Below are 26,491 nucleotides of genomic sequence, written 5' to 3' on the forward strand. Positions count from 1 at the left end.
GATATATCAAAAGGGGGTCATGCTGTTATTATAAACAACGAATATTAAGGAATGATGTTTCGAATGTTACATTTGTATTACAGCCGTTTCTATAACAACTGAATTCCTCATTTTGTCGACAAACCTGTGACGATTTTTTCAGCTTTAATCCAGCCGTGCTACATAACCGCGATTTGAACGAAGCTTATAAATGACCTCATCGTAATCTGCATCATTCACCTTCGCGGACAATACATACCGCAACTCATCCTGATCACCGTTAATGTAGACGTCTGTCGCATGAAGTAGGCCTGTGTCGTGATCCGTCGTTCCGCTGCGGTCTTCGTTCAAATCCCTGCGTGCAGTGTCACGGTCAGCCTCGCCATTCTCCGCCTCTGGAATAATGTTCTCACCATAAGCCCCAGCGACAGGTATCGCCGTGCCAGCAGTGCCAGTGTTGTTATAGGGTAACATTGGGATTAATACCCGCGCGTCCCTGCCGAGCGCATCATCCAGCGCACCTACCTCCAAATGCTCCGTTCTATAGGCTTGCAGCGAGGCTCTGGCGCCCTCAGCTTCGTCCTCAGTGCGAAAATAAGCCTGAATTTGCTTTGCCATACCAAATCCTCCTCAAAATGGGATTGTACAGGCATGAATTCCAGTGGAATTTACAGTACCTTCAACAGCTCACGCACAAAAGCAGGCTCATCTTTAGGTGTACGAGACGTAATAAAGTTTCCGTCCACAACCGCCTCGCGATCCTCAAAATGCGCACCCGCATTAATCAAGTCATCCTTCAAAGGAGGATAAGCTGTAATCGTCCGTCCCTGTAACAAATCAGCGCTCGCCAAAATTTGCGGACCGTGGCAAATCGCGCCGATCGTTTTCTTTGCTTCATTAATTTCAGTCACAAATTTTAGAACATACGCATCCAGACGCAGATTTTCCGGGGATGATCCGCCGGGAATAACGACAGCATCATAGTCACTTGACTCCACATCCGCAATGGCCTTTTCGATGGTGTAGCTTGCTTTTCCCTGCTTGCCGTTCACCTTTTCGCCTTGTTTTAGCCCGATAATATCCGCCTCATGTCCGGCTTTCTTTAACTCATCGTAGGGCACTTGCATTTCGGAATCCTCAAATTGGTCGGCCAACAAAAACGCAATTTTACTCATAATCGTTCAGATCTCCTTTCCGATTATCCTCAAGACGAGTTGTAAGTTAAGTTTGTAACAATTTTCATTTGTCTACCACGCTTTGTTATTACCCGCTTGATCTATTTTTATAACAATTCGAAGCAGTGAAAAAGAAAAAGGAGCCTCTCGGCTCCTTCCCTACCTGCGTGGCAAAGCGCCACGTCCCGGCTTGTCCATAGCTGATGCAACATGCTGCAATAACGTATCACTCTCACGAGCGAGGCTGGTTGCCTCCTGAATGCTACCGGGAAAAAAAAGTGCAGCAGTTCGATAACCGTCCATTTTCGGGGTTTGACGCATAGTTTCGTCTCTCCTGTCACCCTTAAAGCTATCCATCTGGCTAAACACCAGCGGAGATGACATTATCCTCCCCTTGAACGGTCATTTTATACTGCTCCAGGTTACGAACGTTCGCTATCCAGAATCAGCGTTACCGGACCCCAGTTGGTCAATGACACATCCATCATGGCCCCGAAAATTCCCGTCTCGACCTCCAAGCCTTTTGCTCTTAGCTGACTGTTGAAAAAATCATACAGCTTCTCTGCTTCCTCAGGCTTGGCCGCCCCCATGAAGTTCGGTCTTCTGCCCTTACGGCAGTCACCATACAGCGTAAACTGAGAGACGGACAAAATAGCTCCGCCAACATCCAGCACACTGTCGTTCATTTTGCCTTCAGTATCCTCAAATATACGTAATCCCGCTGTTTTGTCCGCTAAATAAACGGCATCGGCCGCCGTATCTCCCTGACCAATACCAACCAGCAGCATCAATCCGGTTCCGATCTTGCCGACCACCTTTTGATTAACCGCTACCTGAGCGTCTTTACAGCGTTGAATAATAATCTTCATCGCCTGTCCGATGTCTCCTTTATCCTTGCCCTTTAAAAGCCTCCTACAGGCACGCCACGTCTCTTTTAGCAACATAACGTGGTCTCTATACCAAAATGCGTTACAAAGGCTGTAAACCTATTTTCATACCCACATGGTCTATTGCATAATCCGGTGAACAGTGTACACATCTTTCACCCGTTTGATTCGTTCAACAACAGAGTGCAAATGATCCGTATTGCGGATGAGAATCGTAATGTGAATCATCGCCATTTTATTTTTGTCTGTACGGCCTGTAACGGCTGAGAAGCTGGTTTTATTTTCTGAAATAGCCTGAAGCACCTCGTTCAACAAGCCGTTACGATCATGTCCCGTAATCTCAATATCGACGCTGTAATTCACTTCTGCGGCTTCTTCCCACTCAACCTCGATCACACGCGCCTGATCTTCGCCTGTACCCGAAGGAATATTAGGACAATCCGTGCGGTGAACAGATACCCCGCGTCCACGTGTTACATAACCGATGATGTCGTCTCCAGGCACGGGATTACAACATCGTGCAAAACGTACGAGCAAATTGTCGACGCCTCTGACACTGACACCATTGGTCGGTGTTTTTTTCCGTTCGCCCTGCGGCTTATATTCCTTGACCTCAGACGTCAACTCAATCAGTCGTGCCTCTTCTTGCTCCCGGCGCAGCTTCTCGGTTAGACGTGTACAGACCTGCGCTGCTGTAATCCCGCCAAAACCGATGGCAGACAGCATATCCTCGATATCGTTAAAAGAAAACTTTTGCGCAACTTCCTGAAGCTTGTCGTCGCTCATCCACACCGAAGGCTCTATATCGCGTTTTCTCAGCTCGCGTTCCAGATTCTCACGGCCTTTTTCGACATTCTCCTCACGCTTTTCCTTCTTGAACCACTGCTTGATTTTACTGCGCGCGTGAGAGGACTGAGCAATTTTGAGCCAGTCCTGACTAGGTCCATAGGAATGCTTGGACGTCATAATTTCGACGATATCGCCGGTTTTAAGCCGATAGTCCAGCGGCACAATTCTTCCGTTTACCTTGGAGCCAATTGTGCGGTTCCCGACTTCGGTATGGATCCGGAAAGCAAAGTCCAGCGGAACCGATCCGGCTGGCAGCTCAATAACCTCTCCTTTTGGCGTAAATACAAAAACAAGGTCGGAGAAAAAGTCCATTTTGAGCGATTCCACAAATTCCGACGCGTCCTTCGCCTCATTTTGCAACTCCAGAATTTCGCGAAAAAAGGTGATTTTATCCTCAAAATTGGTGTTATTCGATCCATTTCCTTCTTTGTAGGCCCAGTGAGCCGCGATACCGAACTCAGCAGTACGGTGCATATCCACCGTGCGAATCTGTACCTCGGTTGGTTCGCCATTCGGACCTACTACTGTCGTATGAAGGGACTGATACATGTTGGCCTTAGGCATGGCAATATAATCTTTAAACCGCCCCGGCATCGGCTTCCACAATGTATGGATAATGCCCAGTGTGGCATAGCAGTCCTTAATGTTATCCACAATGATCCGAATCGCCAGCAAATCATATATTTCATTGAATTGCTTGTTTTTCGTCGTCATTTTTTTAAACACACTGTAAATATGCTTGGGACGCCCGGATAGATCGGCCTGAATGCCCATCTCTTCCAGCTTCTCAGCGATGCGTTCTATAACGTTATCAATAAACTGCTCTCGCTCTGCCCGCTTCTTATGCATCAAATTGGCGATGCGATAATATTGCTGAGGATTCAGATAGCGCAAAGCAATATCTTCCATTTCCCATTTAATCGCTGAAATACCCAGTCGGTTCGCAACCGGACAGAAAATTTCCAACGTTTCATAAGCGATCCGGCGCTGGCTTTCCTCAGACTGGTATTTCAAGGTGCGCATGTTATGCAGACGATCTGCCAACTTGATGACAATGACGCGAATGTCCTGTGCCATGGCAATAAACATTTTTCGATAATTTTCGTTCTGTTGTTCTTCCTTGGAACGGAACTGGATACGCTCCAGCTTCGTCAGACCATCGACAAGCATCGCACATGTATCGCCAAAATGCTCGCGAATCTGCGCCAAAGACACCGTCGTATCCTCCACAACGTCATGTAAAAGAGCGGCGATAATGGAGATGGTATCCATCTGCATATTAACGACGATATCAGCAACCGCAAGCGGATGCAGAATATAAGGTTCACCGGACTTGCGAGTCTGGCCTGAATGGGCCTGCTCGGCAAAATCGTAGGCTTCCCTGATGCGGATAAGATCTGCTTCTCTGGTATAGGCCCCGGCCTTTTTAAGTAATTGCTCTATCCCCATTCTGCTCTATTCCGTGTCCTTTCTATGCAAAATGGAACCCGCCGATCAATGTCGCGCAAAGGTTCCCTTTTAAAAGTGATTTCCTACAATTATGACGGTTACCACGTCACACGTCAACTGTTACAGGTTTGGTATTGTCGTGTCATTCCGACACATATAGGTCAATGAAATCAGGATTGTTGGCGAAATGAAACGAATTATATTGAAAAAAATACGAAAAGTAATTAATGTATATAAGAATAATTGAAAGAACTAAGGAGTGAACTGCGTTGCAACGCGAAATTCAAGTTAATGAAAAGCTTCCGGCAGGACCCGGGTTCCTGCTCAGCGTACAGCATTTGTTTGCCATGTTTGGCAGTACCGTGCTGGTACCGAATATCTTCGGTGTCGATCCCGGCATGATTTTGCTAATGAACGGAATTGGCACCTTGCTGTACATCTGGATCTGCCGTGGCAAAATTCCCGCCTATCTCGGCTCCAGCTTCGCTTTTATCGCTCCAGTTAGTCTCGTGCTTAAAAATAACCCTGGTGGCAATGGTTATGCCATGGCCCTCGGCGCTTTCATTGTTACAGGTATTATTTTCTGCCTTGTTGCGCTGGTGATCAAATATGCCGGAACCCGGTGGCTGGACGTTGTATTCCCACCGGCTGTCATGGGCTCCATCGTAGCCCTGATTGGTCTGGAGCTGGTTCCGGTTGCAGCAGGTATGGCAGGCATTATCAATGCCGATCCCACCAAAGCCTGGACCCCGGATCCCAAAACCATTACCCTTTCCCTTGTTACACTAGGTGTCACTGTTCTGGGAGCCGTGCTGTTTCGCGGGTTTGCCAAAATCATTCATATTCTGATTGGTATCGTGGTGGGGTATGTCCTCGCTTATTTTATGGGTATGGTAAATACGCAAGCAATTGCGGATGCTCCTTTTTTCGGACACCCTGCAATTACCACTCCAGTATTTAACACCTCGGCTATGCTGACGATTCTTCCAGTCGCTCTGGTCGTTATCGTGGAGCATATCGGGCATTTGCTTGTGACTAGCAATATTGTCGGACGCGAGCTGTCCAAAGATCCCGGCCTGCATCGTTCGCTGCTGGGTAACGGTATCTCCACAATCTTTTCTGGTTTTGTTGGCTCAACGCCCAATACTACCTATGGTGAAAATATCGGTGTCATGGCTTTAACGAAAGTGTACTCTGTATGGGTCATTGGAGGGGCCGCTGTCATTGCCATCCTATTGTCCTTCTCAGGCACCTTCTCGGCGATTGTTTCCAATATCCCGGCTCCGGTCATGGGCGGCGTATCCTTGCTGTTGTTCGGTGTCATCGCTGCTTCCGGTCTGAGAATCTTTGTGGAGCAAAAAGTTGATTTCGCCAAGCCGACTAACATGCTGCTTGCTACGATCGTACTGGTCGTCGGAATCAGTGGTGCTACACTCACTTGGGGCGCTGTTACCCTCAAAGGTATGGCGTTGGCTACAATCATCGGGATTCTCCTTAGCTTGTTCTTCAAGCTGATTGACGTACTCGGCTGGTCCAATGATAAAACTCAGGAACCCTTGACAGAAAAAACACCGGATTGATGACTGTCCCATCACATTAAAAATCGCCGACTCCATGGGCTGCGAATGAACACCACCTGCCAAAACGGCAAAGCGTGTTGAGCCACAGCCCATGGAGAACGGCGATTTTTTTATTGCAGCGCCTGTATTTTCAAACAACATCACACACGAAAATGGGATACCACCTGATTGAGCGTGTCAGAAACACCTGTAAGCGACTTCGCTGAGCTATCCAGACTTTCCAACGCTTTCAGTTGCCGTTCAGATCGTTCGGAGGCTTGCCCAGCACGTTCAGCAGAAGCTTTTGCAATATCGGCAAGGTAACTAATAGATGCCGCAACCTCCTCTGAGCCTGCTGACATTTGCTCCGAAGCCGATGAAACCTCCTGCACTTCAATCGCCACCTGCTGGATATCCTGATTCATCGCAGCAAAGCGATGCTCGACCTCCTGCAAAATTGCCACCCCTTCATCCATCTCCAGAGTGCCCTGCTGCATCCCTTCCATTGCTAATTTCGTTTCTTCCTGCATGGATCGAATTCGACTCGTAATTTGCTCCGCAGACTGACTGACATTTACAGCAAGCTTGCCAATTTCTGAAGCCACAACAGCGAACCCTCGGCCATGCTCACCCGCACGTGCTGCCTCAATAGAGGCATTCAGCGACAGCAGCTTGGTCTGCCCGCTAATTTCCTGAATGATTCCGATAATGCTGCCGATCTGGGCCGACCGTTCATTCAACGAACCTACTACCTTGCCTGCTTCATCCATAGATACCTTCGCTTTGTGCATTCCTCGGGTGACCTCGGTCAAACGTTCATTTCCTTGATGAGCCTTATGTTCAATGCCTGTGGTAGCTTCAGATACCTGCTGTATGGATTCGGCAATACGTTGAACGCCAACAGCCATTTCCTCCATCGCAGTCGCACTCTCTGCCGCAGCAGCCAACTGTAGTTCTGCGCCTTCTTTTACCTGAGCCAGCTCGTCAGCATTGTGCTTCGCATCCTCAGCTGCGCCAGAAATATCCCGGGAAATAGTTGAGGATACCATCGTAATCACGCCGGATTCTTCGCTCAAGCGACTTACCATCCCCCTTGTAGCAGCAATCACCTCATTGATTCCCTCTGCCATTTGACCAAACTCATCTTTACGATGATGAGATACTTCAACTGTATAATCTCCAACGGCCATGCGATTCGTCATCTGCATTATTTTTTTAATCTCTCTGACCATCCCCAAATTGCTAACCAGCAAGGCCCCCATGATCAGCAGGATTCCGATAGCACTAACAATAAGGAGCAGCTTAAGCATTTCGTTCGCAGGACGATTCAACTCCGAATCCGGCAGCAGCACCCCAATTTTCCAACCAGTTTGCGGTATTGTATCGTACAATATCCGATAATCCTCATTCCCGATGGACGCGGATATCTGTCCGGAAGCACCGTTTTGGATAGCTTGTGCCGCCTCCGCAGTCAACACCTTTGTTAGCGGCTCACCTTCTTTGATCGATTGTAGCCCCGATGACAGGATCGCTCCATTCTTGTCCATCAAAACCGCTCTTCCTTGAGCACCGAATTTCATCCGTTCAATATAGGCTTGAATACTCGCCATACTTAAGTCACCCGTAATGACACCCATCAGCTTACCTGTTCGGTCATAAAATGCTTTTCCGGCAGTAATCATATTTACTTTCAGTTTGGAATCGTAAAATGGCTCCGTAAAGTTTATATCTTTACCTCGCTCAACAGCCCCTGTATACCACAACTTTGCTAAATAGTTATATTGGGGATCATCATATTCAGTCGTTTGCTTCATCTGTTTACCATTTCTATACACATAATTGGATCGATATGTCGTATCAGGCTCATACGCATCCTTGGCGAAAAAAACACCCAGACCATAGGTCATATCATTCAATTCCAACTCTTGTTCATACAAATGTCCATAATCTTCAATTTTCGTTCCTGTCCCCAGCTGTTCTGCACTCTTGGCCAGCATGGAGACAAGTAAAGCATGCCGATCCACATTAGCTGCAATATCTGCTTTAACTCCCGACAGAGAGTGGGTAGCATTCTGGCTAATTTCCGCGTCCAACTTTTGCTTGGCGAAAAAGTAAGACAAAAAACTGATTAAAATCAAAGTCAGAAGCACAAGGGGAACCAAGGTAGAGAATGTTCGTGCTTGTAAGCTTTTAAATTGAAATGTACGCAATATGACCACCCCTGCCCCTTTTTATTGTTTATCGACAATTCGTTCAATTTTTTTATAACGATTTTCGTAAATGAATTGAAAGTTTATGTTAATTACATTTCTAACCAAAAACACATACCTAAACAAAAATAGCCCGATGGAGCAACTCTTTTAGAAAAGAGATGTTCCATCGAGCTATTTAGGTTATTCATGCTCAAATATTTCCCGGGAAACCCCCAGGCTTTAGAGCCTTAGTACGTAATCAGCGTAAATACATCTACGTCAGGCAATTTCGCTCGTCCATTCAGATCAGACAGCTCAATAAGAAAAGCAGTCCCTACCACATTTCCACCAAGCTGACGTACCAAATTCACTGATGTAGCGATGGTTCCGCCTGTAGCAAGCAGATCATCCGCAATCAAAACATTTTGTCCAGGCTCAATTGCATCCTTATGCATAGCCAGCATGTCCTTGCCGTATTCCAAACCGTATGCTTCCTCGATAGTCTCACCAGGTAGCTTGCCACTTTTACGGATGGGAATAAAACCAACACCAAGCGCATAAGCCAAAGGCGCACCTACAACGAATCCCCGTGCTTCGGGACCTGCAATCAGATCAATTTTCAAATCCGATACCAGTTCCTTCATATCATTGATTGCCTTGCGGTACAGTTCTCCATTTTTCATCAGGGTCGTAATATCCTTAAAACTAATCCCTGGTTGTGGAAAATCGGGAATCACCCGAATATATTCTTTGTAGTCCAACTTAGTTCCTCCTACTGTAAACTTCTAATTAGTATGTCCAGCCTACAACATTGACTTTGAGGGTACGCCTCAAGACGCGCCCTTCATAAGCGACATAATCCAGCTTGTCATCTGGGTTGTATCCGCATCCAGCAAATAACGCTCCATTTCAGCCATATCATGCAATTCCTGATAACGTGGAGAAGCCGTTAAATCTCGCTTGGGTGGATTGGAAACAAAACAGAATCGCCCTTTTGTACGGGTTATAAACTCAAGCTCCTCGAAAATATCCAGCACTTTAGATAGCATTCGTACTGAACAGGAGCATTGACGGCTAAGAGCAGGCAGCATTGCTTTTTCATCCACAGGCTGCGTCCCTACTTGGGAAAGCACAACGTAAATACGCTTGAACAGCTCCCTGTCCGGGCTGACGAGTCGACCGCCTCGTTCACTGATCGAATGAAGAAGAAACACATTCTCCACATCTTCAAACGTAGACCACAATGCCTGCAACTGCTCTGGCGTATCCGGTGGCTCCAACACGAACAGTGACTTTACAGAGTGTTGCGTATCCCTTCGATCATCACCGGGAGTAACGCCGCCCTCCTTATCATATACCCATATGGATTCGGCGTTCACTGGACGAGACGGACGAAGCCTGGACGATGGATGCATCACAACAGCAACGTCATTTTTCCGTTCTTCTATACGAGGATGAAAAATCTTAAGCCCCCGCTCCAGCTCAGCAAAAGGGTCCGATACACCCCGATAATCAAAAATTTGCGGAGCCTGTACACGGATATCCTGCATCATCAGTTGGAGGGAGCGTTTGCCGTTCCATTCGTTAATAGATAGCTCGCCCATCAGATCAAGCTCTGTTTGCTGCTGCAAAAAATCAGCCAATTCACCACGCCGGAAGGCAATCGCATCCAGCGATAATCCGTTCTGCTCCAGCAACAGCTTTACATGATTTTTCTCACGCCCCATTTTACGGGCCTCACGCAATTGAAGCCCCTGTAACACGAAACGTGGAGAAGGGTTCCCCATACCAAAGGGCTGGAGTAACTCCAGTTCTTCAACCACCTGTATAGATACCTCGTCCAGACGACAGACCATATCTGCCTCGGCTACAGGAACGAGATTGTCTGGCGTCAAAATGGAAGCGGCATAGTGATTTAACCGTTCCTCAAATGATGCCAGATTGTCGCGAGACAGCGTCATACCCGCAGCCGAAGGATGACCACCAAAGTGCTCCATCAGGTCATGACTGTCTGTCAGAGCACTATAAATATCCAGGGCCGGAATAGAACGGGCAGACCCTTTGCACATTCCTGTCTCTGCATCTATGCCCAGAATAATGGTTGGACGATAATAGCGATCCAGCAACTTGGATGCCACAATCCCCACGACACCCACGTTCCAGCCTTCACCAGCCAATACGATGACAGACGGCAGAATGCCTCCATTCAGCTTGGCTGCCAGTTGCTGCTCGGCTTGCTCCACAATACGTTCAACTACTTGCTGACGCTCCCGATTAAGTAGATCCAGCGCATGCGCGAGCTGATCAGCTTCTTCCTCCTGCTCTGTCGTCAAAAGGGAGACCGCCCGTCCTGCATGATCCAGACGTCCGCTGGCATTAATCCGGGGAGCCAAAGCAAATGCAATGTTGACAGAGGTCACTGTAGACATATCCACACCCGCTACCCCAAGCAACGCCCGAATGCCCGGAAACGCAGAGCTTCTCATAGACTGAATCCCTCTACGTACCATCGACCGGTTCTCACCATGTAACGGCATCAGATCAGCTACCGTACCGATAGCAGCAATTTCAAACCATTCCTCGGGTACTTCACCCAGCAGCGCCTGTGCCAGCTTTAGAGCGACACCTACACCAGCAAGACCCTTGAATGGATAGGGACAGCCGGGTAGCTTAGGATTGATCAGAGCATATGCTTCAGGAAGCACAGCAGGAGGCTCGTGATGGTCTGTAACAATAACATCTATACCCAAGGTTGCCGCATAATCGATTTGCTCTAATGCACTAATTCCCGTATCCACTGTAATGACGAGCGTAACCCCCTGCTGGTTAGCCCAATCAAGGGCATGATTGTGCAGTCCATATCCCTCATTGGAGCGGTGCGGAATATAAATATCATACGAAGCTTTCAGGAAGCGCATAAGCTGAATCATCAACGACGTACTGGATACCCCGTCCGCATCATAATCACCATAAATTAATATGTGTTCGCCACGTTCTAGCGCCTGACGGATCCTCGGCACTGCCTCTTTCATGCCCAGGAGCAGAAAAGGGTTGTGTATGTCGTCTGCACTCCCGTACAAAAAACGGTTTGCTTCCCCGGCCGTAGTGACACCCCGATTCACTAAAAGCTGGGACAACAATGGTGAAATCCCCAGCTCTTCCGTCAACGGCTGAGCCGCTTCCAGGCTAACCTCCGGGGTCTTCCATCGGTACTGCGAATGAAGCAATCCTATTCACCTTTCTTTCATAGTCGCCCTGCTATTATTGCAGCAAGGACGACACATCATTATCCGGTAGTTCATGATTAGACTTGTAAGGATACCCGGCTTGATAAGAAACGAACTGCATCTGTACATGGGTCACCTGTGGAAAACGTGCCAGTAGCAGATTTTTTGCCCGATCAGCAATTTCCTGCGCTTCTTGCACAGTAATCCGTGGGTTCACGCTAATGGTTACATCCACAGTTATAAAATGACCTGCTTCCTGTGCATGCAGATGCTCAACTGTTACGATACCATGCACCCGCTGTATCGTCTCCATAAAGCGTTGTGAGTCTTCCTCACGCAGAGGTTGTGCAGGAGCCGGATAGGCGGTATTCAGTACCATCAGATATCCTTTACGCAACACCAGACAGGCTACCAGCAACGCAGCAGTCGGGTCAAGATATAATAATGCAGGCCACTCCATCGCTTCGCCTGTCATTGCCCCAATCATGCCGATCAAAGCAATCAGCGATGCATAAAGCGAATACCGTTCATGATTAGCGTACAAATCTGCTTCAGCCTTATGACCGTGTTTAATGGAGTAACGGTATTGAAACTGAAACAGCGACTCTCTCAGTACCAAAGCAGTGAAAGCGGTAATTAGTGCATACAGACCTGGAGCCTGCGGATCTGGACTGCTTAAAGTACGAACAGCCGATATGCCCAACTGAAGACCACTCATTAGCACCAATATAGCCAGCACTACCGATATGACAGTCCGGACTTTTTCACCGTTTCGCAACCGTGCCAGTATACCATGCTCTGCTGCACCTTTGGAAAACAAAAGCTCTTGCAAACGGGAAGCACTATCCGTAGCCGTATGCAGCGCATCACCCATCAACGCCTTACTGTTTGCCGCATAACCGACGGTTCCCTTTAGAACAGCCAGTGCAAGATTACCCACAATCCCGCTCCACGCCGCAGTTTCCAATGATCGGCTGCGTTCGCTATTCACAACGTCTCCCCCTCAATCCTGAACTGACAATTTCCCGGTAATGCTCCATTTCAAATTCTCCAAACCTTAGAAAACCGCGCCCATGCAGACGCGGCTTTCTCTTTCATTCATACTGCTGATGTTAAACATAATTTAAGACTTTGCAGTCTTGGCGGCACCACCGCCTGCTGCCGGAGACTTTTGTTTTCCTTTCAAAGCTACCCACAACGGGCTGGCAATGAAGATAGAAGAATAAGCACCGAACAACAAACCAATAACCATTGCAAGCGAGAACATCCGAATCGACTCGCCGCCAAAAATGAACAAGCACAAGGAGGCAATAAACACAGTAAACACCGTTGCAAGTGAACGAGTCATCGTCTGTGCAATACTGTGATCGACCACCTGTTCCAAGTCGTCCCTGGACTTCTTCTTTGCAAATCGTAAATTTTCCCGAATACGGTCAAAAATAACGACGGTGTCATTGATGGAGAAGCCGACAATCGTCAGAATTGCCGTAATAAAGGTCAAATCCACCTCAAGTCGGAAGATGGAGAAAATACTGATAACGAGAAAGGCATCATGCAACAGCGAAACAATGGCTGCGATGGCAAACCGCCATTCAAACCGGATCGAGATATAAGCAGCAATGGCTACACAGGCTAACAAAATCGCCCATATTGCATTTCGCTCCAGCTCTTGCGCCATTTCCGTATCTACCGTATTAACCTCAAAGGAAGCCTTCGGATCAAGCTCTTTATTGAAAGATGTTTTAAAATCATTCACTTGCTGATCCGTCAATACCTGCGAAAAGCGAATACCAAAGCGCTCTTTACCCGGCGTATAATCCACCTCTTTGCCGATACCCTTCTTGTCCAGCAAAGTTTGAATCTGTTCCTGTGTAACTGCTTTGGTCAAATTGACATCCACATTGGAACCGGAACGGAAATCAACACCATAATTCAAACCGAAAATCGACAAGCTCAAAATACCAAGCAGCGTGATAATAATCGAGAACGTGTAAAACCACTTGCTCATCTTGATATATTTAAAGTCCCATTTAAAGCGCACTGATATCACTCTCCTTCACACCAAAATACTTGGGCTTCTTCACAGCATCCGCTTTAACCAGCAGATTGAGCAAGAAACGGGAGAAGAAGATATTCGTCAAAATACTGGTGACAATATCAACGATGAGCACCAGAGCGAAACCTCTAACCGAGCCTGTTCCCAGACCGAACATAACAGCAGCCGCTATAATTGTCGTAATATTGGCATCCATTACGGTACGGAACGAGGCCTTACTACCTGCGATAACAGAAGAACGAATCGTTTTCCCTGTCTTGATTTCTTCTTTAATCCGCTCATACGTAATGATATTGGCATCGACCGCCATCCCGATCCCCAGCACGAACGCTGCGATACCCGGAAGCGTGAGTACAAACCCGCCTAAGTAGAAGATGGCAAGCACCAGCCAGGTATGAACGATGAGACAGAAGCTGGCAACCAGTCCCGGTACACGGAACATAAAAATCATAAATACCAGAATAATGATCGAACCGATCAAACCGGCATGGATCGTTTGATTGAGTGACAATTGACCCAGTGTAGCGCCTACACTCTGAGAATATTTTTCCGTCAGTTTGAGCGGAAGCGCACCTAGGTTAATCGTATCGGCCAGCTTGTTCGCTTCATCACGAGTGTAGTTTCCTGTGATCGACGCACTGCCATCCGTCAGTTCTCCACGTACCGTAGGTGCAGAAAGTAATTCCTGATCCAGGAAAATAGCCAACTCTTTGTTCAGAAGTCGTTTTGTAATTTCAGCAAACTTGGCTTTGTCTTTCACTTTGATACTAATTTCAGGTTGGTTCAGTTGGTCAAAGCCGACAACAGCGCCGTTCTCCACAAAATCATTACCGCGAAGCTCAACTTTGCTGTATTGGCCCGGCTTTTTAGCATCCGCTGCCGTTGCACTGCGGAACGTCAGCTCGGCAGGCTTTTTCAGCATGGAGCGGACTTCTGCCTCATTAGATACACCAGCAAGCCGCACACGAATACGGTTGGTGCCCTCCGTTGTTACTTCCGGCTCAGTCGTACCGAGCGCATTAATCCGTCTCTCCAGACTTTGAGCTGTTTGTATGAGAGACTGTCTGGTTACACTCTGCCCGGCTTCCAAAGGCTGGGCTTCATATAAAATTTCAAAGCCTCCCTTTAAATCGAGGCCTAGTTTTAAACTGTTCAGCAGGCCCGGGCTTGTCCCGACCATAACACCAGTGGTTATGAGCACGACCACGATGAAACTTAGAATTCTCTTCATTCCGTCCCATGTTCCCCTTTCATTCTCAATATTCCTATTATAGCTACCCCTCAAAAAGCAGTCAATTTGAACGCAAAAAAAGACCCCCTTCTATTCGAAAGTGGAGCCCCGTAATGCGGACATTGTCAAATAGTTCATAAAGCTCGTCGCTTTAAGGGAAAGTATATCGTTAACGAGCTTGTGCAGCGGAGGAATACCCTCCTTTTCATATTTATGGCTGACACAATTCCAGACGTCCTTGCTTGTGACATGCTCATAGCCTACGAGAATCAACTCGTCCGCCTTGCTTTGACACAGCATCTCAATTGCGTCATCCCAATCCTGCTCATCCAGCTCTTCCATACCCACGATGGCCGTTCCTCCTCCCAGCGACTCCGGTTCCGCAGATCAGCAATTAGCGGGGTTATTGACTGCTTTATAGAACATTTCTGCCCTGATCCTGGAAAACCCTTCTTTTTCGTCGAAAATAGCCGTAAACCAACAATATATGCATTCATTTCGATCGTCAATAGCAGAATTCACCACTCCTTCTCTTGTTGTCCTGATCCCTCTGCTTTCAGTCGGAAAAGCTTGTCATGAACATGGACAGGTCCAGCATATCTTTTACAGTAACACATAAACGCGGAATTCATTTTTGGGGAAGAGGGAGTTGCGATTGAAAAAGCAGACATTCATCCATGGAGCAGTTATTTTATTAGCAGCTGGAATTATCAATCGGCTGCTGGGTTTTATTCCGCGAATCGCGCTCCCGCGTATTATCGGTCCCGAAGGAGTCGGCTTGTACCAACAGGGTTATCCCTTTTTTATCGTGCTGGTAACCCTTATTACCGGGGGCATACCGCTTGCCGTAGCCAAGCTAGTAGCCGAGTCTGAAACTGCGGGTCAACCCGAAATGTCACGGCGTATTTTGCACACCAGCCTGCGCTTCACTGTTACACTTAGCCTGCTGGCCATGGTGCTCTGTCTTCTCTTTGCCCCCTGGATTACAAGCCACCTGCTGACAGACAGCCGTGTTTATTATACATTTGTCAGTATGAGTCCGATGATTGTCATTGTTGCTGTTTCCTCTGCCTACAGAGGCTATTTTCAGGGAAAACAAAATATGATTCCGTCCGCAAGCTCCTCCATTGTCGAGACTGTCATACGCATTTTTTGCGTCATCTGGTTTGCTTACCTGCTCCTTCCACATGGCGTGGCCTATGCTGCTGCAGGGGCGATGCTCGGCGCGCTGGCGGGTGAACTCATTGGCATGATTGTTCTTCTATGGCAATACAAATGGAACCAGCAAAAAGGTCATATACCCCTACAACCGGAAGTTCCTCCATCTTCAGGTGCTCATTCCGAACAACCGTCTGTTTTGTCACGACTTCTGTCTATATCGGTTCCCGTAACAGCCGGAAGACTTGTGGGATCGTTGTCCTATTTGCTCGAATCTATTCTATGTATGCGTAGCCTGGCCGTAGCAGGTATTGCCACCGGAGTGGCAACCGCCCAATACGGGGCCATGCAGGGTATGGTCATTCCAGTGTTATTACTGCCCGGTGTTCTCACCAGTTCACTGGCTGTTTCCCTTGTACCTTCTTTATCCGAAGCTGCTGCCAAGGGACAAATGACAGCCATTCATAAGCGATTGCATCAATCCCTTCGGCTTGCTTTAGTTGCAGGAGCCCCATTTGCTGTCATTATGTACGTATTGGCAGAGCCTCTGTGCCTGCTGCTCTACAACAATGGCGACATTGCGGGCATGCTTAAGCTCATGGCTCCTTTTGCTCTTTTTATGTACATTCAGGCCCCGCTTCAGGCAACACTTCAGGCTCTGGATCGTCCCGGAAGCGCCTTATTCAATACCTTTGTCGGAGCCGTTATCAAAATCGCGCTTATTGTCTGGCTTGCTTCCCAGCCTCAATACGGTATCTATGGAGCAGTCATTGCCATTTGTATCAACAGCGCCATAGTCACCCTTCTGCATGGCTTCAGTGTAAGCAGACTGCTTCGGTTTCGTGTGCGGCTGCTTGATTTCTGGAAAACCGGAGTCGGCATGATTATCATGGCGGCTGCCGTCTTATATGCTTACAGACATCTAACGGTTTTCAGTCAAATGTGGCTGCAATTTCTTTTCGCCGCAGGCTTGGGCATTATTCTGTACCTTTTTCTGATGACTCTGACCAAAATGATTGACTGGGACAATCTCAACCGTATCCCCATCCTGAGAAGATGGTTTAAGGCATAGCAGGCTTAATCCGAGGATTCCCCAAAGGCAGGCGGCGTAATATATACATCGCCTTTATGGTTAACCGAGCACAAGAAAACATCCTTAAAATCTTTATGTCCTTGAGCTTGAATCTGATTTTTAAGCCAAAAACGGTTCATATCCATACGCTCCAAATTCCGATCCAGCACTTTGCCATCCATAATCAACGGAATGGGAAGGCCTTCATATCTAAACTTCCCGCCGATTTGAGGCGAAGGATGGACTTTATTCTCCTGTTGATCGTTGTTTATCAAATTCGTTTGTTCTAAATTTGGTTTCTGCTTTTCAGATTCACTATCTCCAACGTCATCATCTTTACTTATGACCGTGAGCTTGCCTGTCGTTTCCAAAATAACATATTCTACATCGTTCAAGCCTTCGATATTTTGTTCCCGAAGTTGTAACAGCAGATCATCTAAATTGTAGCGTTGCTTCAGCATTTCTTCCCTGTTTATTTGTCCATTGGAGAACAATACACTGGGCTTACCATCGAACAGCAGCCGCAGACGCCGACTTTTAAGACTGAAATACGAAATGCCGATCTGCAAAATCAGAAGCACGCCCAAAGGAATCAATCCTTCATACAACGGACGTTTTATATCTTCCAAACTGAATACAGCGATTTCCGCAATCATAATGGATATCACGAGGTCAAAAACAGATAATTTTCCGATCTCCCGTTTACCCATTAAGCGCATAACCAGAAATACAATAAAATACATGAGCAATGTTCGAAATATATGTGCAAAAATATCGTGACCCAACATGTCCGCCTCCTCTCCTGCTTGCAACAAGACATTCGCCGTTCATTGTACACGTATTCTGACCGTTTCTCATACCAACCATACAAAATACAAAAGGTTAAATTATTCAAATAAAGACAAAGACTGCTTACGACTTGGTACTAAGCCGGGAGGCTTGGCCATAGAATTATAATAGTTCAAACCTTGGTACAGGAGGAATTATCAATGGAGCTTATTCGCCGCTGGTGTTCGTTTCGTCTGGCCCATCCCATTCTATCCGGTTTGTTTTATGCTTTTGCATGGATGCTGTTTGGCGCATTTATCCTTTCGCTACTCTTGTGGCTGACACAGATGCAGGAACAGGATTTATCGTTGTATACGTACATCGTTCATGCATTCGCCATGGTATCTGGCGGCTTCGTCGCTGGTAAAAGATCCACGAACAAAGGCTGGTATCAAGGCGGCATTACAGGCATTTTGTATGGGCTAATCGTGCTGCTGGTCGGTTTTCTGGCACTGGATGCAGGCATGAACGCCAAGGATCTTTTGCATTTGGGAATTGCCTTTATCATTGGAGCCGGGGGCGGGATGTTTGGGATTAACCTGAACAGATAATCAAAGTGTATGTGGCGAAACAACACAAAAAACCGAGCCCTTCTCAAAGGCTCGGTTTTTGCATGATATGCTAATATTCTATGATTTGGAAACAACTTCCTCGGAAGCTGCATCTTTAGCAATCGCATTGCTGATCGCGCTGCGATCAAAGGTTAACTTCGTAACATCATTCACACGCAAAACGACCACATCATCCGTAATCTCCATAATTGTACCGTGAAGACCTCCGATTGTAATCACTTTATCACCCTTTTTCAAGGCTTGAAGCATCGTTTGACGCTGCTTCTGTTTTTTCTGATTCGGACGAATCAGCAAGAAATAGAAGATTACAAACATCAGAGCCAGTGGCCAAATCATTTGAAAAAGCCCCCCAGCTCCACCGGGTGCAGCTGCAGCTGTAGCAAATTGGAACATATTAAATCCCCCTTTCGTATACTCTCCCCTAAAACTTAAAAACCTTTATCATTATCATGAAGACCGTACTGCTCAAAAAATTCATCGCGGAAATCAAGCAGTCTGTCATCCATAATCGCTTGTCTGACATTGCGCATCAATTGAATTAAGAAATGCAAATTATGATACGTTGTCAGTCGGAGCCCGAAGGTTTCATCGGCTTTAATCAAGTGTCGTAAGTAAGCACGTGAATAATTACGACAGGTATAGCAATCACAAGCCGGATCAAGCGGACCGAAATCTCTTGCATATTGGGCATTGCGAACGACAAGACGACCTTGGCTGGTCATCGTTGTCCCGTTGCGAGCAATTCGTGTTGGAAGTACGCAATCAAACATATCCACACCACGGATAGCGCCTTCAATCAAGGCATCCGGAGATCCTACGCCCATCAAATAGCGTGGCTTGTTAGTGGGAAGCAGAGGAAGCGTATAATCCAGCACTTCATACATCAAATGCTTCGGTTCGCCTACGCTCAGTCCACCAATAGCATACCCCGGGAAATCCATGGAAGTCAAATCCGCCGCACTCTGCTTGCGCAGATCTTCATGCATCCCTCCTTGAATAATGGCAAACAACCCTTGATCATGAGGACGCGCATGCGCCTCCAGACAGCGCTCAGCCCAACGGCTGGTGCGTTCCAACGATTTTTTCACATACTCATATTCAGCTGGAAAAGGAGGACATTCATCAAAGGCCATCATAATATCGGAGCCGAGCGAGTTTTGGATTTCCATGGCCACTTCTGGCGAAAGAAACTTTTTATCTCCATTCAAATGAGAACGGAAATGAACGCCCTCCTCCGTAATTTTACGCATTTCACTCAATGAAAACACTTGAAAACCGCCGCTGTCCGTTAAAATAGGACGATCCCAGTTCATAAATTTGTGCAGCCCGCCCGCTTCGCGAATAATATCGTGACCAGGACGAAGAAACAGATGGTACGTATTACTCAAAATAATTTGAGCATCCATCTCCTTCAGTTCCTCAGGACTCATCGTTTTAACCGTAGCTTGTGTCCCTACAGGCATAAAGGTCGGTGTCTCAATAACCCCGTGAGGTGTATGTACACGCCCGAGACGGGCTCCCGATTGCTTGCAGGTTTTAATATGCTCGTACCTTATTGCTGGTGCCATATTTTCTCTACCATCCTTAATTAATAAATGAACATTGCGTCCCCAAAGCTGAAAAACCGATATTCACGGTCAATCGCCTCCTGGTAAGCATGCATAATATTCTCCTTGCCCGCCAATGCGCTGACCAGCATAACCAATGTGGATTTAGGCAAATGAAAATTCGTAATCATCGCATCTACCACACGGAATTCATAACCTGGATAAATAAAAATCTGCGTCCATCCGCTGCTGGCCTGTAATAGTCCGTCACCGAATGTATTACCCACCGTCTCCAGCGTCCGGCAACTGGTTGTCCCCACCGCTACGACTCTTCCGCCACGCGCTTTGGTTTCATTCAGCACATCTGCCGTTTCCTGTGACAATGAGTAATATTCTTCATGCATCACATGCTCTTCAATCGTATCCACAGACATGGGTCTGAACGTTCCTAAACCGACGTGAAGGGTGACAAAGGCAATGGAAACACCCTTTTCTCTAATTCGGTCCAGCAATTCCTCTGTAAAATGCAGCCCTGCGGTTGGAGCCGCGGCTGAGCCTTCATGCCGGGCATAAACCGTCTGATAACGCTCACGGTCATCCAGTTGCTCCTTGATATAAGGTGGAAGCGGCATCAGCCCAAGACGATCCAATATCTCTTGAAAAATACCTTCATATGAGAAAGAGAGTACTCTTCCGCCCATATCGCCTTCTTCCTCAATGACCGCCTTCAGCTCATCACCGAAAACGATAACCGCGCCCTTTTTCAACTTCTTGCCGGGTTTTACCAATGCTTCCCATCGGTCACCCTCCAGTTGCTTGAGCAATAACACCTCGGCCTTAGCTCCCGTGTCTTCCTTGATACCGAACAAGCGTGCAGGAATCACTCGCGTATCATTCAGCACCAGCGTATCGCCCGGTTGAAGATACTGCACAATATCTGAAAATGTATGATGACCCACTTCACCGCTCCCCTTGCTCAACGTCAGCAATCTGGAAGAACTTCGATCAAGCAAAGGCGTCTGTGCAATTAATGTTTCAGGTAATTCAAAATCGTAATCGTTTACGTTCATATATTGGTCAGTCCTTAACTATATCCACATTTTTGTAATAGTGTTGCAAAATTTTCTTGTAATCATACCCCTGATCAGCCAAACCGTTGGCTCCCCATTGTGACAAGCCCAAACCATGACCATTCCCTTTGCCTGTAAAAATAAAGCTTTGCGTTTTGTCGATGACGCGCGCATGACGATCTTCATTCATGACGATCACCCCGTTACCACTGGAAGTGCTGCTCCCTGATGCTGACAGGATTGTAGTTCCCTGTGCACCATTTACATGAGTAGTAGCCCCATCAGCGCCTAATACAGTATAACTGCCGGTACTCGCAATATCAAACAGCGTGCTCGGCAATCCGCCCATCGCTGAACGATACATATCAGGATATTTCACCTTTAAAGGCGACCCGTTCCCTTCAACCTCCAGCACTCGCCCGGACGGACCACGTTTGGTGACGTCGAGATGGTCGATAGAGGACGGTGCTGTGCCCGTTACTTTCCCTTGCAAGGATTTTACAAGCTGAGCGGCCGTAAAGGGCCCCCGTACCCATGCGTAGTCCCCGGATTGAGGTACCTTTTCCAATACAATCATCTCTTCACCGGGCTGTGCCTTGGCTACAGCTGCCACGTTTGATTGAATTTGAGGAATGGGACGCACATTGGTATTTTCAGCAGTCACGGTAACTTTGTCCAGCCCCGCCTCTGTGACTCCCTCCAACTCCTTAACATTATCTTCTCGGATATAGCCTGTCTTTCCGCTGGAGAGAAGCACGTGATACCACTCCTGTGCTCCTTTTTGCGCCGAAATATCTCCAGAGCTATCTACGCTGGCAAACGATTCGCCGCCACTGTTCCACACCTCGGAAGCATCCGCTGTAACGCCACCCGCATTGGATGAAAATACAGCTTCAACCACCTTGCCGCCACTTTTAATCACTTCACCAGCGGTTGCATCAACAGCCTCGCTAACATTCGCATGCTCGGAGGCCTTGCCATTATATGCCTGGCTTAGCGTTCCATCCACCACGTTCCCGATCTGAAACCGATTTCCTTGGGCAAGCGCATAGCTGCGAGCCGCTACCGATTGAGCCTTTAGTGCTTCATCCGGCCATGAGGAATAGACTTCAGCTCCTACCACGGAATACAAATACTGCTCCAACGGCACTTCGTTTACAAGTGCTAGCTGTCCTGACGTCATGCCAATCTCCATGTCGCCACGATATGTACGCTGTGATCTCTCAACCACTTGGATTCCATCGTTGCCTCCGTTGACAGTAACCTTGCTATTATCAGAACCACTCAGCACGTAATGAGTCATCACCTGAGAGCCTGTCGTTACTCCTGCTTCCTGTCTCACAATCAGTCCAGTTTGAGTAGCGCTGACCTTAGAGAGCGTAAGTCGCGGTTGCTTGCTTTCCAGTTCTGTTTTCAAAGCTAAGAACTTGCTGTCATTACTCTCTTCACCGACCCACACAGCATATTGACCTCTCGATTGAATAACGGTAAAAGCATCAAAACCTGCGGCGGCAATCGTCGTTCGGACGAGATTGGCCTCTTGCTCACTGCCATAGTTCCCTGTAGACCAATGCTTGTTCCCTGTAACTTCGGCCTGTACCCCGGTTGCAGTAGAAATGCGCTGTACAGCAGCCTGTGCAGCCTGTTCACTCGCATATATACCCGCATACACCTGATAGACAGAGCCGCCGTTTTTCGAGCCAATAAAAACCGTCGGTTTATCATTGGTCTTCTGCAACACTTGAGCCGCTTTTATCGCAGCTGCTTCATTTCCTTCAAGTACCTTCACCCGATAGCTGTCTACACTAAAACGTGCTGTGCTGTCTGGAAGTCCCGTCCAGGCCTGAAAGCTGCCCCCACTGTTTTGTCCGACACTCAGCCCCCCTGATGATTTCAAGGTTACTGCGGGTACAGTCGCTTTATATTTGCTGCCCAGATCCGCAAAGATCACTACACGAATATCCTCTTGGGTAGCAGCGGCATGAATAGTCGGAGACCAAGGCAGGCAAACTACAGCTAATACTATAGCCGCTGTCGCCCGTTTGGCCCGACCCGCCCATGTGCCGATAATAGTGTTTTGATTCAACGCCTTTTCACTCATTTCTGGCTCCCCCATTTCTGGCTGTCATAGCACGCATACTGCATGATTTGGCGGGAACTTGACTCATACCTGTCCCTTTTAATACATCGGCGAAATACGCCTAAACTTGAACCCGCTCAAATCTTTAATTCACGCACTCTCTTTCTTCATACCATCCGTCCTGCAATGTCATATTTGTCAAAGCCGTGTAATCACGTTAAGAACTAATCACAGCTACATTTTTCTCCGTAATAGCCGCTACTGCCTGTTCACAAGTGATAAAAATACACACTCCCTGCTCACCTTGAATCCGTTGGCATGGGAATTCCGAGGTGAGCATAAGCCGCTGGAGTGACCATCCGGCCCCGCGGCGTTCTTTGCAGAAGGCCGATTTGCAACAAATATGGCTCATACACGTCCTCGATCGTCTGACTTTCTTCACCAATGGTCGCTGCAATTGTATCCAATCCCACAGGCCCGCCACGGAATGAATGAATCATCGCCTTAAGCATTTTATGATCAATTTCATCCAGTCCACGCGGATCAATTTGCAGTCTCTTTAACGCCTCTGCGGCCAACTCTGAATGAATAATACCGTCTCCGGCAACTTGGGCAAAATCACGCACCCTTTTTAACAGCCGATTCGCAATCCGTGGCGTCCCCCGTGAACGCAGTGCGATTTCTTCGGCTGCATCCCCGACAATTTCAATCTCCATAATATCCGCGTTCCTTGATACGATGTAGGCCAGCTCGTCTGTCGTATAGAACTCCAACCGACTAATGACACCAAATCGGTCACGCAACGGCGCAGAAAGCAGCCCCGCGCGCGTAGTAGCCCCGATAAGCGTAAAGGGCGGCAAATCCAGACGGACTGAACGCGCACTCGGGCCTTTACCAATCATAATGTCCAGCGCAAAATCCTCCATTGCCGGATACATGACTTCTTCCACCGTACGGTGCAGGCGATGTATCTCGTCAATGAACAAAACATCGCCCTCTTGAAGATTGGTCAGCAACGCTGCCAAATCTCCGGGTCTTTCAATTGCCGGGCCTGAGGTCGTGCGTAAATTAACGCCCAGCTCGTTGGCGATAATATTGGCGAGCGTCGTTTTGCCCAATCCAGGCGGACCGTACAGCAGCACATGATCCAGCGCCTCTTTACGCATCTTGGCCGCTTCAATATATATTTTCAAATTTTCTTTCACCTGATTTTGCCCGATATATTCGTTCAGATAACGGGGGCGAAGGCTTAGCTCCGCCGTCTGGTCCTCCATCATCAAATTGGCGGAAATAATCCGGTCATCCATATTCCATCGCTCCTCTTTTCACCAGACTTCTTTTAACGGACATCATCGTCCTATCCGGCAAACAACAGTTGCAAAGCCCGTTTCATCAAAATATCGGCAGATTCATCAGGTTTCGCGTCTTTCTTCATTCTGCTCCATACCTTATCCAGCTCCGCATCTGTGTAGCCCAGCGCCTTAAGTGCTTCTCGTGCCTCGCTCCAATAGGAACCCTCGCCTTCCTCCACGACAGGCTCCGCAAACAATCCGGTCGCGATCCCAACTGAGCCGATGCCGTCCAGCTTGTCCTTCAAATCCAGAATCATGCGTTGCGCCGTCTTTTTACCGATACCCGGCAGCTTAGTGAGAAACGCGATGTTCTCTTGATAGATTGCCGTTACCACATGAGTGGGCGTACCGCCTCCCAAAATACCAAGCGCCACACGCGGCCCAATTCCGGATACATCAATCAGCTTACGGAACAACTGCTGTTCCTCACGAGTCGCAAACCCGAACAGTAAAGTAGCATCGTCCCTTACATGATGATGAATATAGATGACAATCGGCCCTTCTGTTTTAGCAAAGGCATACGGGTTCGGACAAAATACCCGGTACCCGACCCCTTGTACATCCAATACGACATATTCATTTTCCAAGTGAGCCACAAAACCACGCAAGAAATCTATCATTTTCGCAATACCTCATTTAACTTTGAATTTAGTCCATATGAATGCGCATGACAAATAGCCACTGCCAAAGCATCCGCCACATCATCGGGTTTAGGCACAACTTGAAGCTTAAGAAACATTCTAACCATTTCCTGTACTTGCTTCTTCTCAGCCTTTCCATACCCTACAATAGCCTGTTTCACCTGCATAGGCGTATATTCCCCTATAGGCAGACCACGTTGTTTCGCAGCCAGCACCAGCACACCCCGCGCCTGACTCACAGACATTGCGGTTGTTACGTTACGATTAAAAAAAAGCTTTTCCAGCGCTACCGCATCAGGCTTATATTTATCAATCAATTGCAGCATGCCTTCATACACATGAAGCAACCGCTCTTCTTCCGGTGTATGAGCCTCCGTCTGGATGCAGCCATATTGAACAGGAATCACCTTACTGCCAATCTTGTCCACAAATCCAAAGCCCACAATTGCAATGCCCGGATCAATTCCTAGAAAACGCAAAAAAATCTCTCCCCTATCGCCAAAATACGGCGTTAACTAGCCATTAACGATCAATATCAAAACCATAATCATTGCCAAATACTAAACAAAGCGAACATATGTGTCGTTCTTTCATTATAACAAAACTTTGCATCTAATAGAGTAAAAAGTTTAATCCTAAGTTCAGCACAAAAAAGAGACGTTATACGCCTCCCCCTCCCGGGCAAAGCCTACACGCCTCTTTCTTGCATGTAATCAATATTGCTGCTTCAATACCCGCTGTGTTCGCTCCACTGCAAAATCACTAAAAGTAGAGATCACACTGTTGTATTCGTTCATATCCTGCACACGGATTCCCTGCTGGAGCTGCTCATACACTCCCTCGGGCAGAGCCGTCTCCATTGATCCCACATCCAGCTGAAAGAAAGTCCGAATTACTTTTTCTTTTTTAGGCGGCCCTTCAAACAAAGTAAGTTGTCCATCCATACTCATACCCATGTAGGCGTGCTGTTTGCATAACTCCGACAAATCCTCCACCTTACGCTCCAGCCACACCTCGCCTCTGGTATTTAACCGTCCCTTCCAATCGGGATGCTGCTTCAGCAAGCTCTCTAACTGCTGCGAACTTAACGTTCCCAAAGAAAGTGTCTCTGTACCACACACATAGGTAGTTAACAAATGAGTCTTTCTGCTGATGCCAGAAGCACGAATACTTTGCAATACCTGCACCTGCGAGGAATGCACTTCAGCCGGACTCGTGTGTGAAGGCTCCTCCGTATCAACGTCCGCCATAACGGTAGTAGCAAGGGGCTGTGACAGCATAGTCTGCATATGACGTGAAAACAGGATACCTAAACCTGCCAGCAAACAAGCCGATCCAAAAATAGTACAGGCCCACACCGTTCTTCTCCACTGCTTCCAGCGTCGTCTAATTTGTTTTTTCCAGCTTAATCGCTTCACAGTAATCCCTTCCGTCCCACTTTTTGTGTTAGTGTGACCTGACGATTACTGATTTATACAAAAAAGCCGCTTCTTCAAGCGACTTTCCTTTTAAATCGGGATGACACGATTTGAACATGCGACCCCCTGGTCCCAAACCAGGTGCTCTA

24 protein-coding genes are annotated in these 26,491 nt (G+C 47.5%); 3 read left to right on the forward strand and 21 right to left on the reverse strand.

Annotated features, from left to right (window positions below; translation table 11 throughout):
• Positions 1 to 144: 144 nt before the first annotated feature.
• The 5 genes from C1I60_RS24190 to C1I60_RS24205 form a co-directional block, all read right to left on the reverse strand.
• Positions 145 to 597 carry a hypothetical protein gene (locus C1I60_RS24190; RefSeq protein WP_137064037.1) on the reverse strand — a complete coding sequence of 151 codons (453 nt, stop codon included), beginning with the start codon at positions 595 to 597 and terminating at the stop codon, positions 145 to 147.
• 50 nt (positions 598 to 647) lie between these two features.
• Complete coding sequence (locus tag C1I60_RS24195) at positions 648 to 1,154, reverse strand: type 1 glutamine amidotransferase domain-containing protein (protein ID WP_137064038.1); 507 nt, start codon at positions 1,152 to 1,154, stop codon at positions 648 to 650.
• 159 nt (positions 1,155 to 1,313) lie between these two features.
• A complete protein-coding gene (locus C1I60_RS24630; RefSeq protein ID WP_170970894.1) occupies positions 1,314 to 1,475 on the reverse strand; it encodes a hypothetical protein in 162 nt (53 codons plus the stop codon).
• Between the two features lie 101 nt (positions 1,476 to 1,576).
• Positions 1,577 to 2,023, reverse strand: a complete 447-nt coding sequence (gene dtd / locus C1I60_RS24200) for a D-aminoacyl-tRNA deacylase (protein WP_137064039.1) — start codon at positions 2,021 to 2,023, stop codon at positions 1,577 to 1,579.
• Between the two features lie 138 nt (positions 2,024 to 2,161).
• On the reverse strand, positions 2,162 to 4,339 hold the full coding sequence (locus tag C1I60_RS24205; RefSeq protein ID WP_134913061.1) for a RelA/SpoT family protein: 2,178 nt from the start codon (positions 4,337 to 4,339) through the stop codon (positions 2,162 to 2,164).
• Positions 4,340 to 4,608: 269 nt separating this feature from the next.
• Here C1I60_RS24205 and uraA point away from each other — a divergent pair, with 269 nt between their 5' ends.
• Positions 4,609 to 5,919 carry a uracil permease gene (uraA, locus tag C1I60_RS24210; protein WP_137064040.1) on the forward strand — a complete coding sequence of 437 codons (1,311 nt, stop codon included), beginning with the start codon at positions 4,609 to 4,611 and terminating at the stop codon, positions 5,917 to 5,919.
• Between the two features lie 140 nt (positions 5,920 to 6,059).
• Here the strand turns inward: uraA and C1I60_RS24215 are convergent, their stop codons facing one another.
• The 7 genes from C1I60_RS24215 to C1I60_RS24245 all read right to left on the reverse strand — a co-directional run bounded on the left by C1I60_RS24215 (position 6,060) and on the right by C1I60_RS24245 (position 14,952).
• Positions 6,060 to 8,018 (reverse strand): methyl-accepting chemotaxis protein, encoded by a 1,959-nt coding sequence (locus C1I60_RS24215; protein WP_252361866.1) that lies wholly within the window; start codon positions 8,016 to 8,018, stop codon positions 6,060 to 6,062.
• A 320-nt stretch (positions 8,019 to 8,338) separates the two neighbouring features.
• On the reverse strand, positions 8,339 to 8,851 hold the full coding sequence (locus tag C1I60_RS24220) for an adenine phosphoribosyltransferase (RefSeq protein ID WP_137064042.1): 513 nt from the start codon (positions 8,849 to 8,851) through the stop codon (positions 8,339 to 8,341).
• Between the two features lie 69 nt (positions 8,852 to 8,920).
• Positions 8,921 to 11,317 carry a single-stranded-DNA-specific exonuclease RecJ gene (gene recJ / locus C1I60_RS24225; protein WP_137064043.1) on the reverse strand — a complete coding sequence of 799 codons (2,397 nt, stop codon included), beginning with the start codon at positions 11,315 to 11,317 and terminating at the stop codon, positions 8,921 to 8,923.
• Between the two features lie 34 nt (positions 11,318 to 11,351).
• Positions 11,352 to 12,308, reverse strand: coding sequence for a cation diffusion facilitator family transporter (locus C1I60_RS24230; protein WP_137064044.1), 957 nt, complete (start codon positions 12,306 to 12,308; stop codon positions 11,352 to 11,354).
• Between the two features lie 132 nt (positions 12,309 to 12,440).
• Positions 12,441 to 13,358 (reverse strand): protein translocase subunit SecF, encoded by a 918-nt coding sequence (gene secF / locus C1I60_RS24235; RefSeq protein ID WP_137064045.1) that lies wholly within the window; start codon positions 13,356 to 13,358, stop codon positions 12,441 to 12,443.
• On the reverse strand, positions 13,348 to 14,604 hold the full coding sequence (gene secD, locus C1I60_RS24240; RefSeq protein WP_137064046.1) for a protein translocase subunit SecD: 1,257 nt from the start codon (positions 14,602 to 14,604) through the stop codon (positions 13,348 to 13,350). Before secD ends, secF begins: the two co-directional genes overlap by 11 nt.
• 90 nt (positions 14,605 to 14,694) lie before the next feature.
• Positions 14,695 to 14,952 (reverse strand): post-transcriptional regulator, encoded by a 258-nt coding sequence (locus tag C1I60_RS24245; RefSeq protein ID WP_013311570.1) that lies wholly within the window; start codon positions 14,950 to 14,952, stop codon positions 14,695 to 14,697.
• Positions 14,953 to 15,259: 307 nt separating this feature from the next.
• On the opposite strand from C1I60_RS24245, the gene spoVB reads away from it, so the two are divergent.
• Complete coding sequence (spoVB, locus tag C1I60_RS24250) at positions 15,260 to 16,834, forward strand: stage V sporulation protein B (RefSeq protein WP_137064047.1); 1,575 nt, start codon at positions 15,260 to 15,262, stop codon at positions 16,832 to 16,834.
• A gap of 5 nt (positions 16,835 to 16,839) precedes the next feature.
• Here spoVB and C1I60_RS24255 read toward each other — a convergent pair whose 3' ends face one another.
• Positions 16,840 to 17,619, reverse strand: a complete 780-nt coding sequence (locus tag C1I60_RS24255) for a YetF domain-containing protein (protein WP_137064065.1) — start codon at positions 17,617 to 17,619, stop codon at positions 16,840 to 16,842.
• 204 nt (positions 17,620 to 17,823) lie between these two features.
• On the opposite strand from C1I60_RS24255, the gene C1I60_RS24260 reads away from it, so the two are divergent.
• Positions 17,824 to 18,213, forward strand: a complete 390-nt coding sequence (locus C1I60_RS24260; protein ID WP_137064048.1) for a TIGR04086 family membrane protein — start codon at positions 17,824 to 17,826, stop codon at positions 18,211 to 18,213.
• A 78-nt stretch (positions 18,214 to 18,291) separates the two neighbouring features.
• Here C1I60_RS24260 and yajC read toward each other — a convergent pair whose 3' ends face one another.
• The 8 genes from yajC to C1I60_RS24300 form a co-directional block, all read right to left on the reverse strand.
• The gene (yajC, locus tag C1I60_RS24265; RefSeq protein WP_137064049.1) at positions 18,292 to 18,627 is read right to left on the reverse strand and encodes a preprotein translocase subunit YajC; all 336 of its coding nucleotides are present in this window, start codon (positions 18,625 to 18,627) and stop codon (positions 18,292 to 18,294) included.
• A gap of 35 nt (positions 18,628 to 18,662) precedes the next feature.
• Complete coding sequence (gene tgt, locus C1I60_RS24270) at positions 18,663 to 19,802, reverse strand: tRNA guanosine(34) transglycosylase Tgt (protein WP_137064050.1); 1,140 nt, start codon at positions 19,800 to 19,802, stop codon at positions 18,663 to 18,665.
• Between the two features lie 20 nt (positions 19,803 to 19,822).
• On the reverse strand, positions 19,823 to 20,851 hold the full coding sequence (gene queA / locus C1I60_RS24275; protein ID WP_137064051.1) for a tRNA preQ1(34) S-adenosylmethionine ribosyltransferase-isomerase QueA: 1,029 nt from the start codon (positions 20,849 to 20,851) through the stop codon (positions 19,823 to 19,825).
• A gap of 7 nt (positions 20,852 to 20,858) precedes the next feature.
• Positions 20,859 to 22,952, reverse strand: a complete 2,094-nt coding sequence (locus C1I60_RS24280; RefSeq protein ID WP_137064052.1) for a SpoIID/LytB domain-containing protein — start codon at positions 22,950 to 22,952, stop codon at positions 20,859 to 20,861.
• A gap of 278 nt (positions 22,953 to 23,230) precedes the next feature.
• Positions 23,231 to 24,238 (reverse strand): Holliday junction branch migration DNA helicase RuvB, encoded by a 1,008-nt coding sequence (gene ruvB / locus C1I60_RS24285; protein WP_025681892.1) that lies wholly within the window; start codon positions 24,236 to 24,238, stop codon positions 23,231 to 23,233.
• Between the two features lie 50 nt (positions 24,239 to 24,288).
• Positions 24,289 to 24,903: a Holliday junction branch migration protein RuvA gene (gene ruvA / locus C1I60_RS24290; RefSeq protein ID WP_137064053.1), complete on the reverse strand. Its 615-nt coding sequence runs from the start codon at positions 24,901 to 24,903 to the stop codon at positions 24,289 to 24,291.
• Positions 24,900 to 25,403, reverse strand: coding sequence for a crossover junction endodeoxyribonuclease RuvC (gene ruvC, locus C1I60_RS24295; protein WP_137064054.1), 504 nt, complete (start codon positions 25,401 to 25,403; stop codon positions 24,900 to 24,902). The genes ruvA and ruvC overlap by 4 nt, the downstream gene beginning before the upstream one ends.
• Before the next feature lie 234 nt (positions 25,404 to 25,637).
• Positions 25,638 to 26,342 (reverse strand): BofC C-terminal domain-containing protein, encoded by a 705-nt coding sequence (locus C1I60_RS24300; RefSeq protein WP_137064055.1) that lies wholly within the window; start codon positions 26,340 to 26,342, stop codon positions 25,638 to 25,640.
• Positions 26,343 to 26,491: the final 149 nt, after the last annotated feature.

The sequence above is a fragment of the Paenibacillus terrae genome, assembly GCF_005217525.1.
Taxonomy (GTDB): domain Bacteria; phylum Bacillota; class Bacilli; order Paenibacillales; family Paenibacillaceae; genus Paenibacillus; species Paenibacillus terrae_C.

What these genes read in the sequence shown, in the direction of transcription:
- C1I60_RS24190 (WP_137064037.1), bottom strand. Translation starts at nt 597, where the DNA reads ATGGCAAAGCAAATTCAGGCTTATTTTCGCACTGAGGACGAAGCTGAG.
- C1I60_RS24195 (WP_137064038.1), bottom strand. Translation starts at nt 1,154, where the DNA reads ATGAGTAAAATTGCGTTTTTGTTGGCCGACCAATTTGAGGATTCCGAA.
- C1I60_RS24630 (WP_170970894.1), bottom strand. Translation starts at nt 1,475, where the DNA reads ATGCGTCAAACCCCGAAAATGGACGGTTATCGAACTGCTGCACTTTTT.
- dtd (WP_137064039.1), bottom strand. Translation starts at nt 2,023, where the DNA reads ATGAAGATTATTATTCAACGCTGTAAAGACGCTCAGGTAGCGGTTAAT.
- C1I60_RS24205 (WP_134913061.1), bottom strand. Translation starts at nt 4,339, where the DNA reads ATGGGGATAGAGCAATTACTTAAAAAGGCCGGGGCCTATACCAGAGAA.
- secD (WP_137064046.1), bottom strand. Translation starts at nt 14,604, where the DNA reads ATGAAGAGAATTCTAAGTTTCATCGTGGTCGTGCTCATAACCACTGGT.
- C1I60_RS24260 (WP_137064048.1), top strand. Translation starts at nt 17,824, where the DNA reads ATGGAGCTTATTCGCCGCTGGTGTTCGTTTCGTCTGGCCCATCCCATT.
- yajC (WP_137064049.1), bottom strand. Translation starts at nt 18,627, where the DNA reads ATGTTCCAATTTGCTACAGCTGCAGCTGCACCCGGTGGAGCTGGGGGG.
- tgt (WP_137064050.1), bottom strand. Translation starts at nt 19,802, where the DNA reads ATGGCACCAGCAATAAGGTACGAGCATATTAAAACCTGCAAGCAATCG.
- queA (WP_137064051.1), bottom strand. Translation starts at nt 20,851, where the DNA reads ATGAACGTAAACGATTACGATTTTGAATTACCTGAAACATTAATTGCA.
- C1I60_RS24280 (WP_137064052.1), bottom strand. Translation starts at nt 22,952, where the DNA reads ATGAGTGAAAAGGCGTTGAATCAAAACACTATTATCGGCACATGGGCG.
- ruvB (WP_025681892.1), bottom strand. Translation starts at nt 24,238, where the DNA reads ATGGATGACCGGATTATTTCCGCCAATTTGATGATGGAGGACCAGACG.
- ruvA (WP_137064053.1), bottom strand. Translation starts at nt 24,903, where the DNA reads ATGATAGATTTCTTGCGTGGTTTTGTGGCTCACTTGGAAAATGAATAT.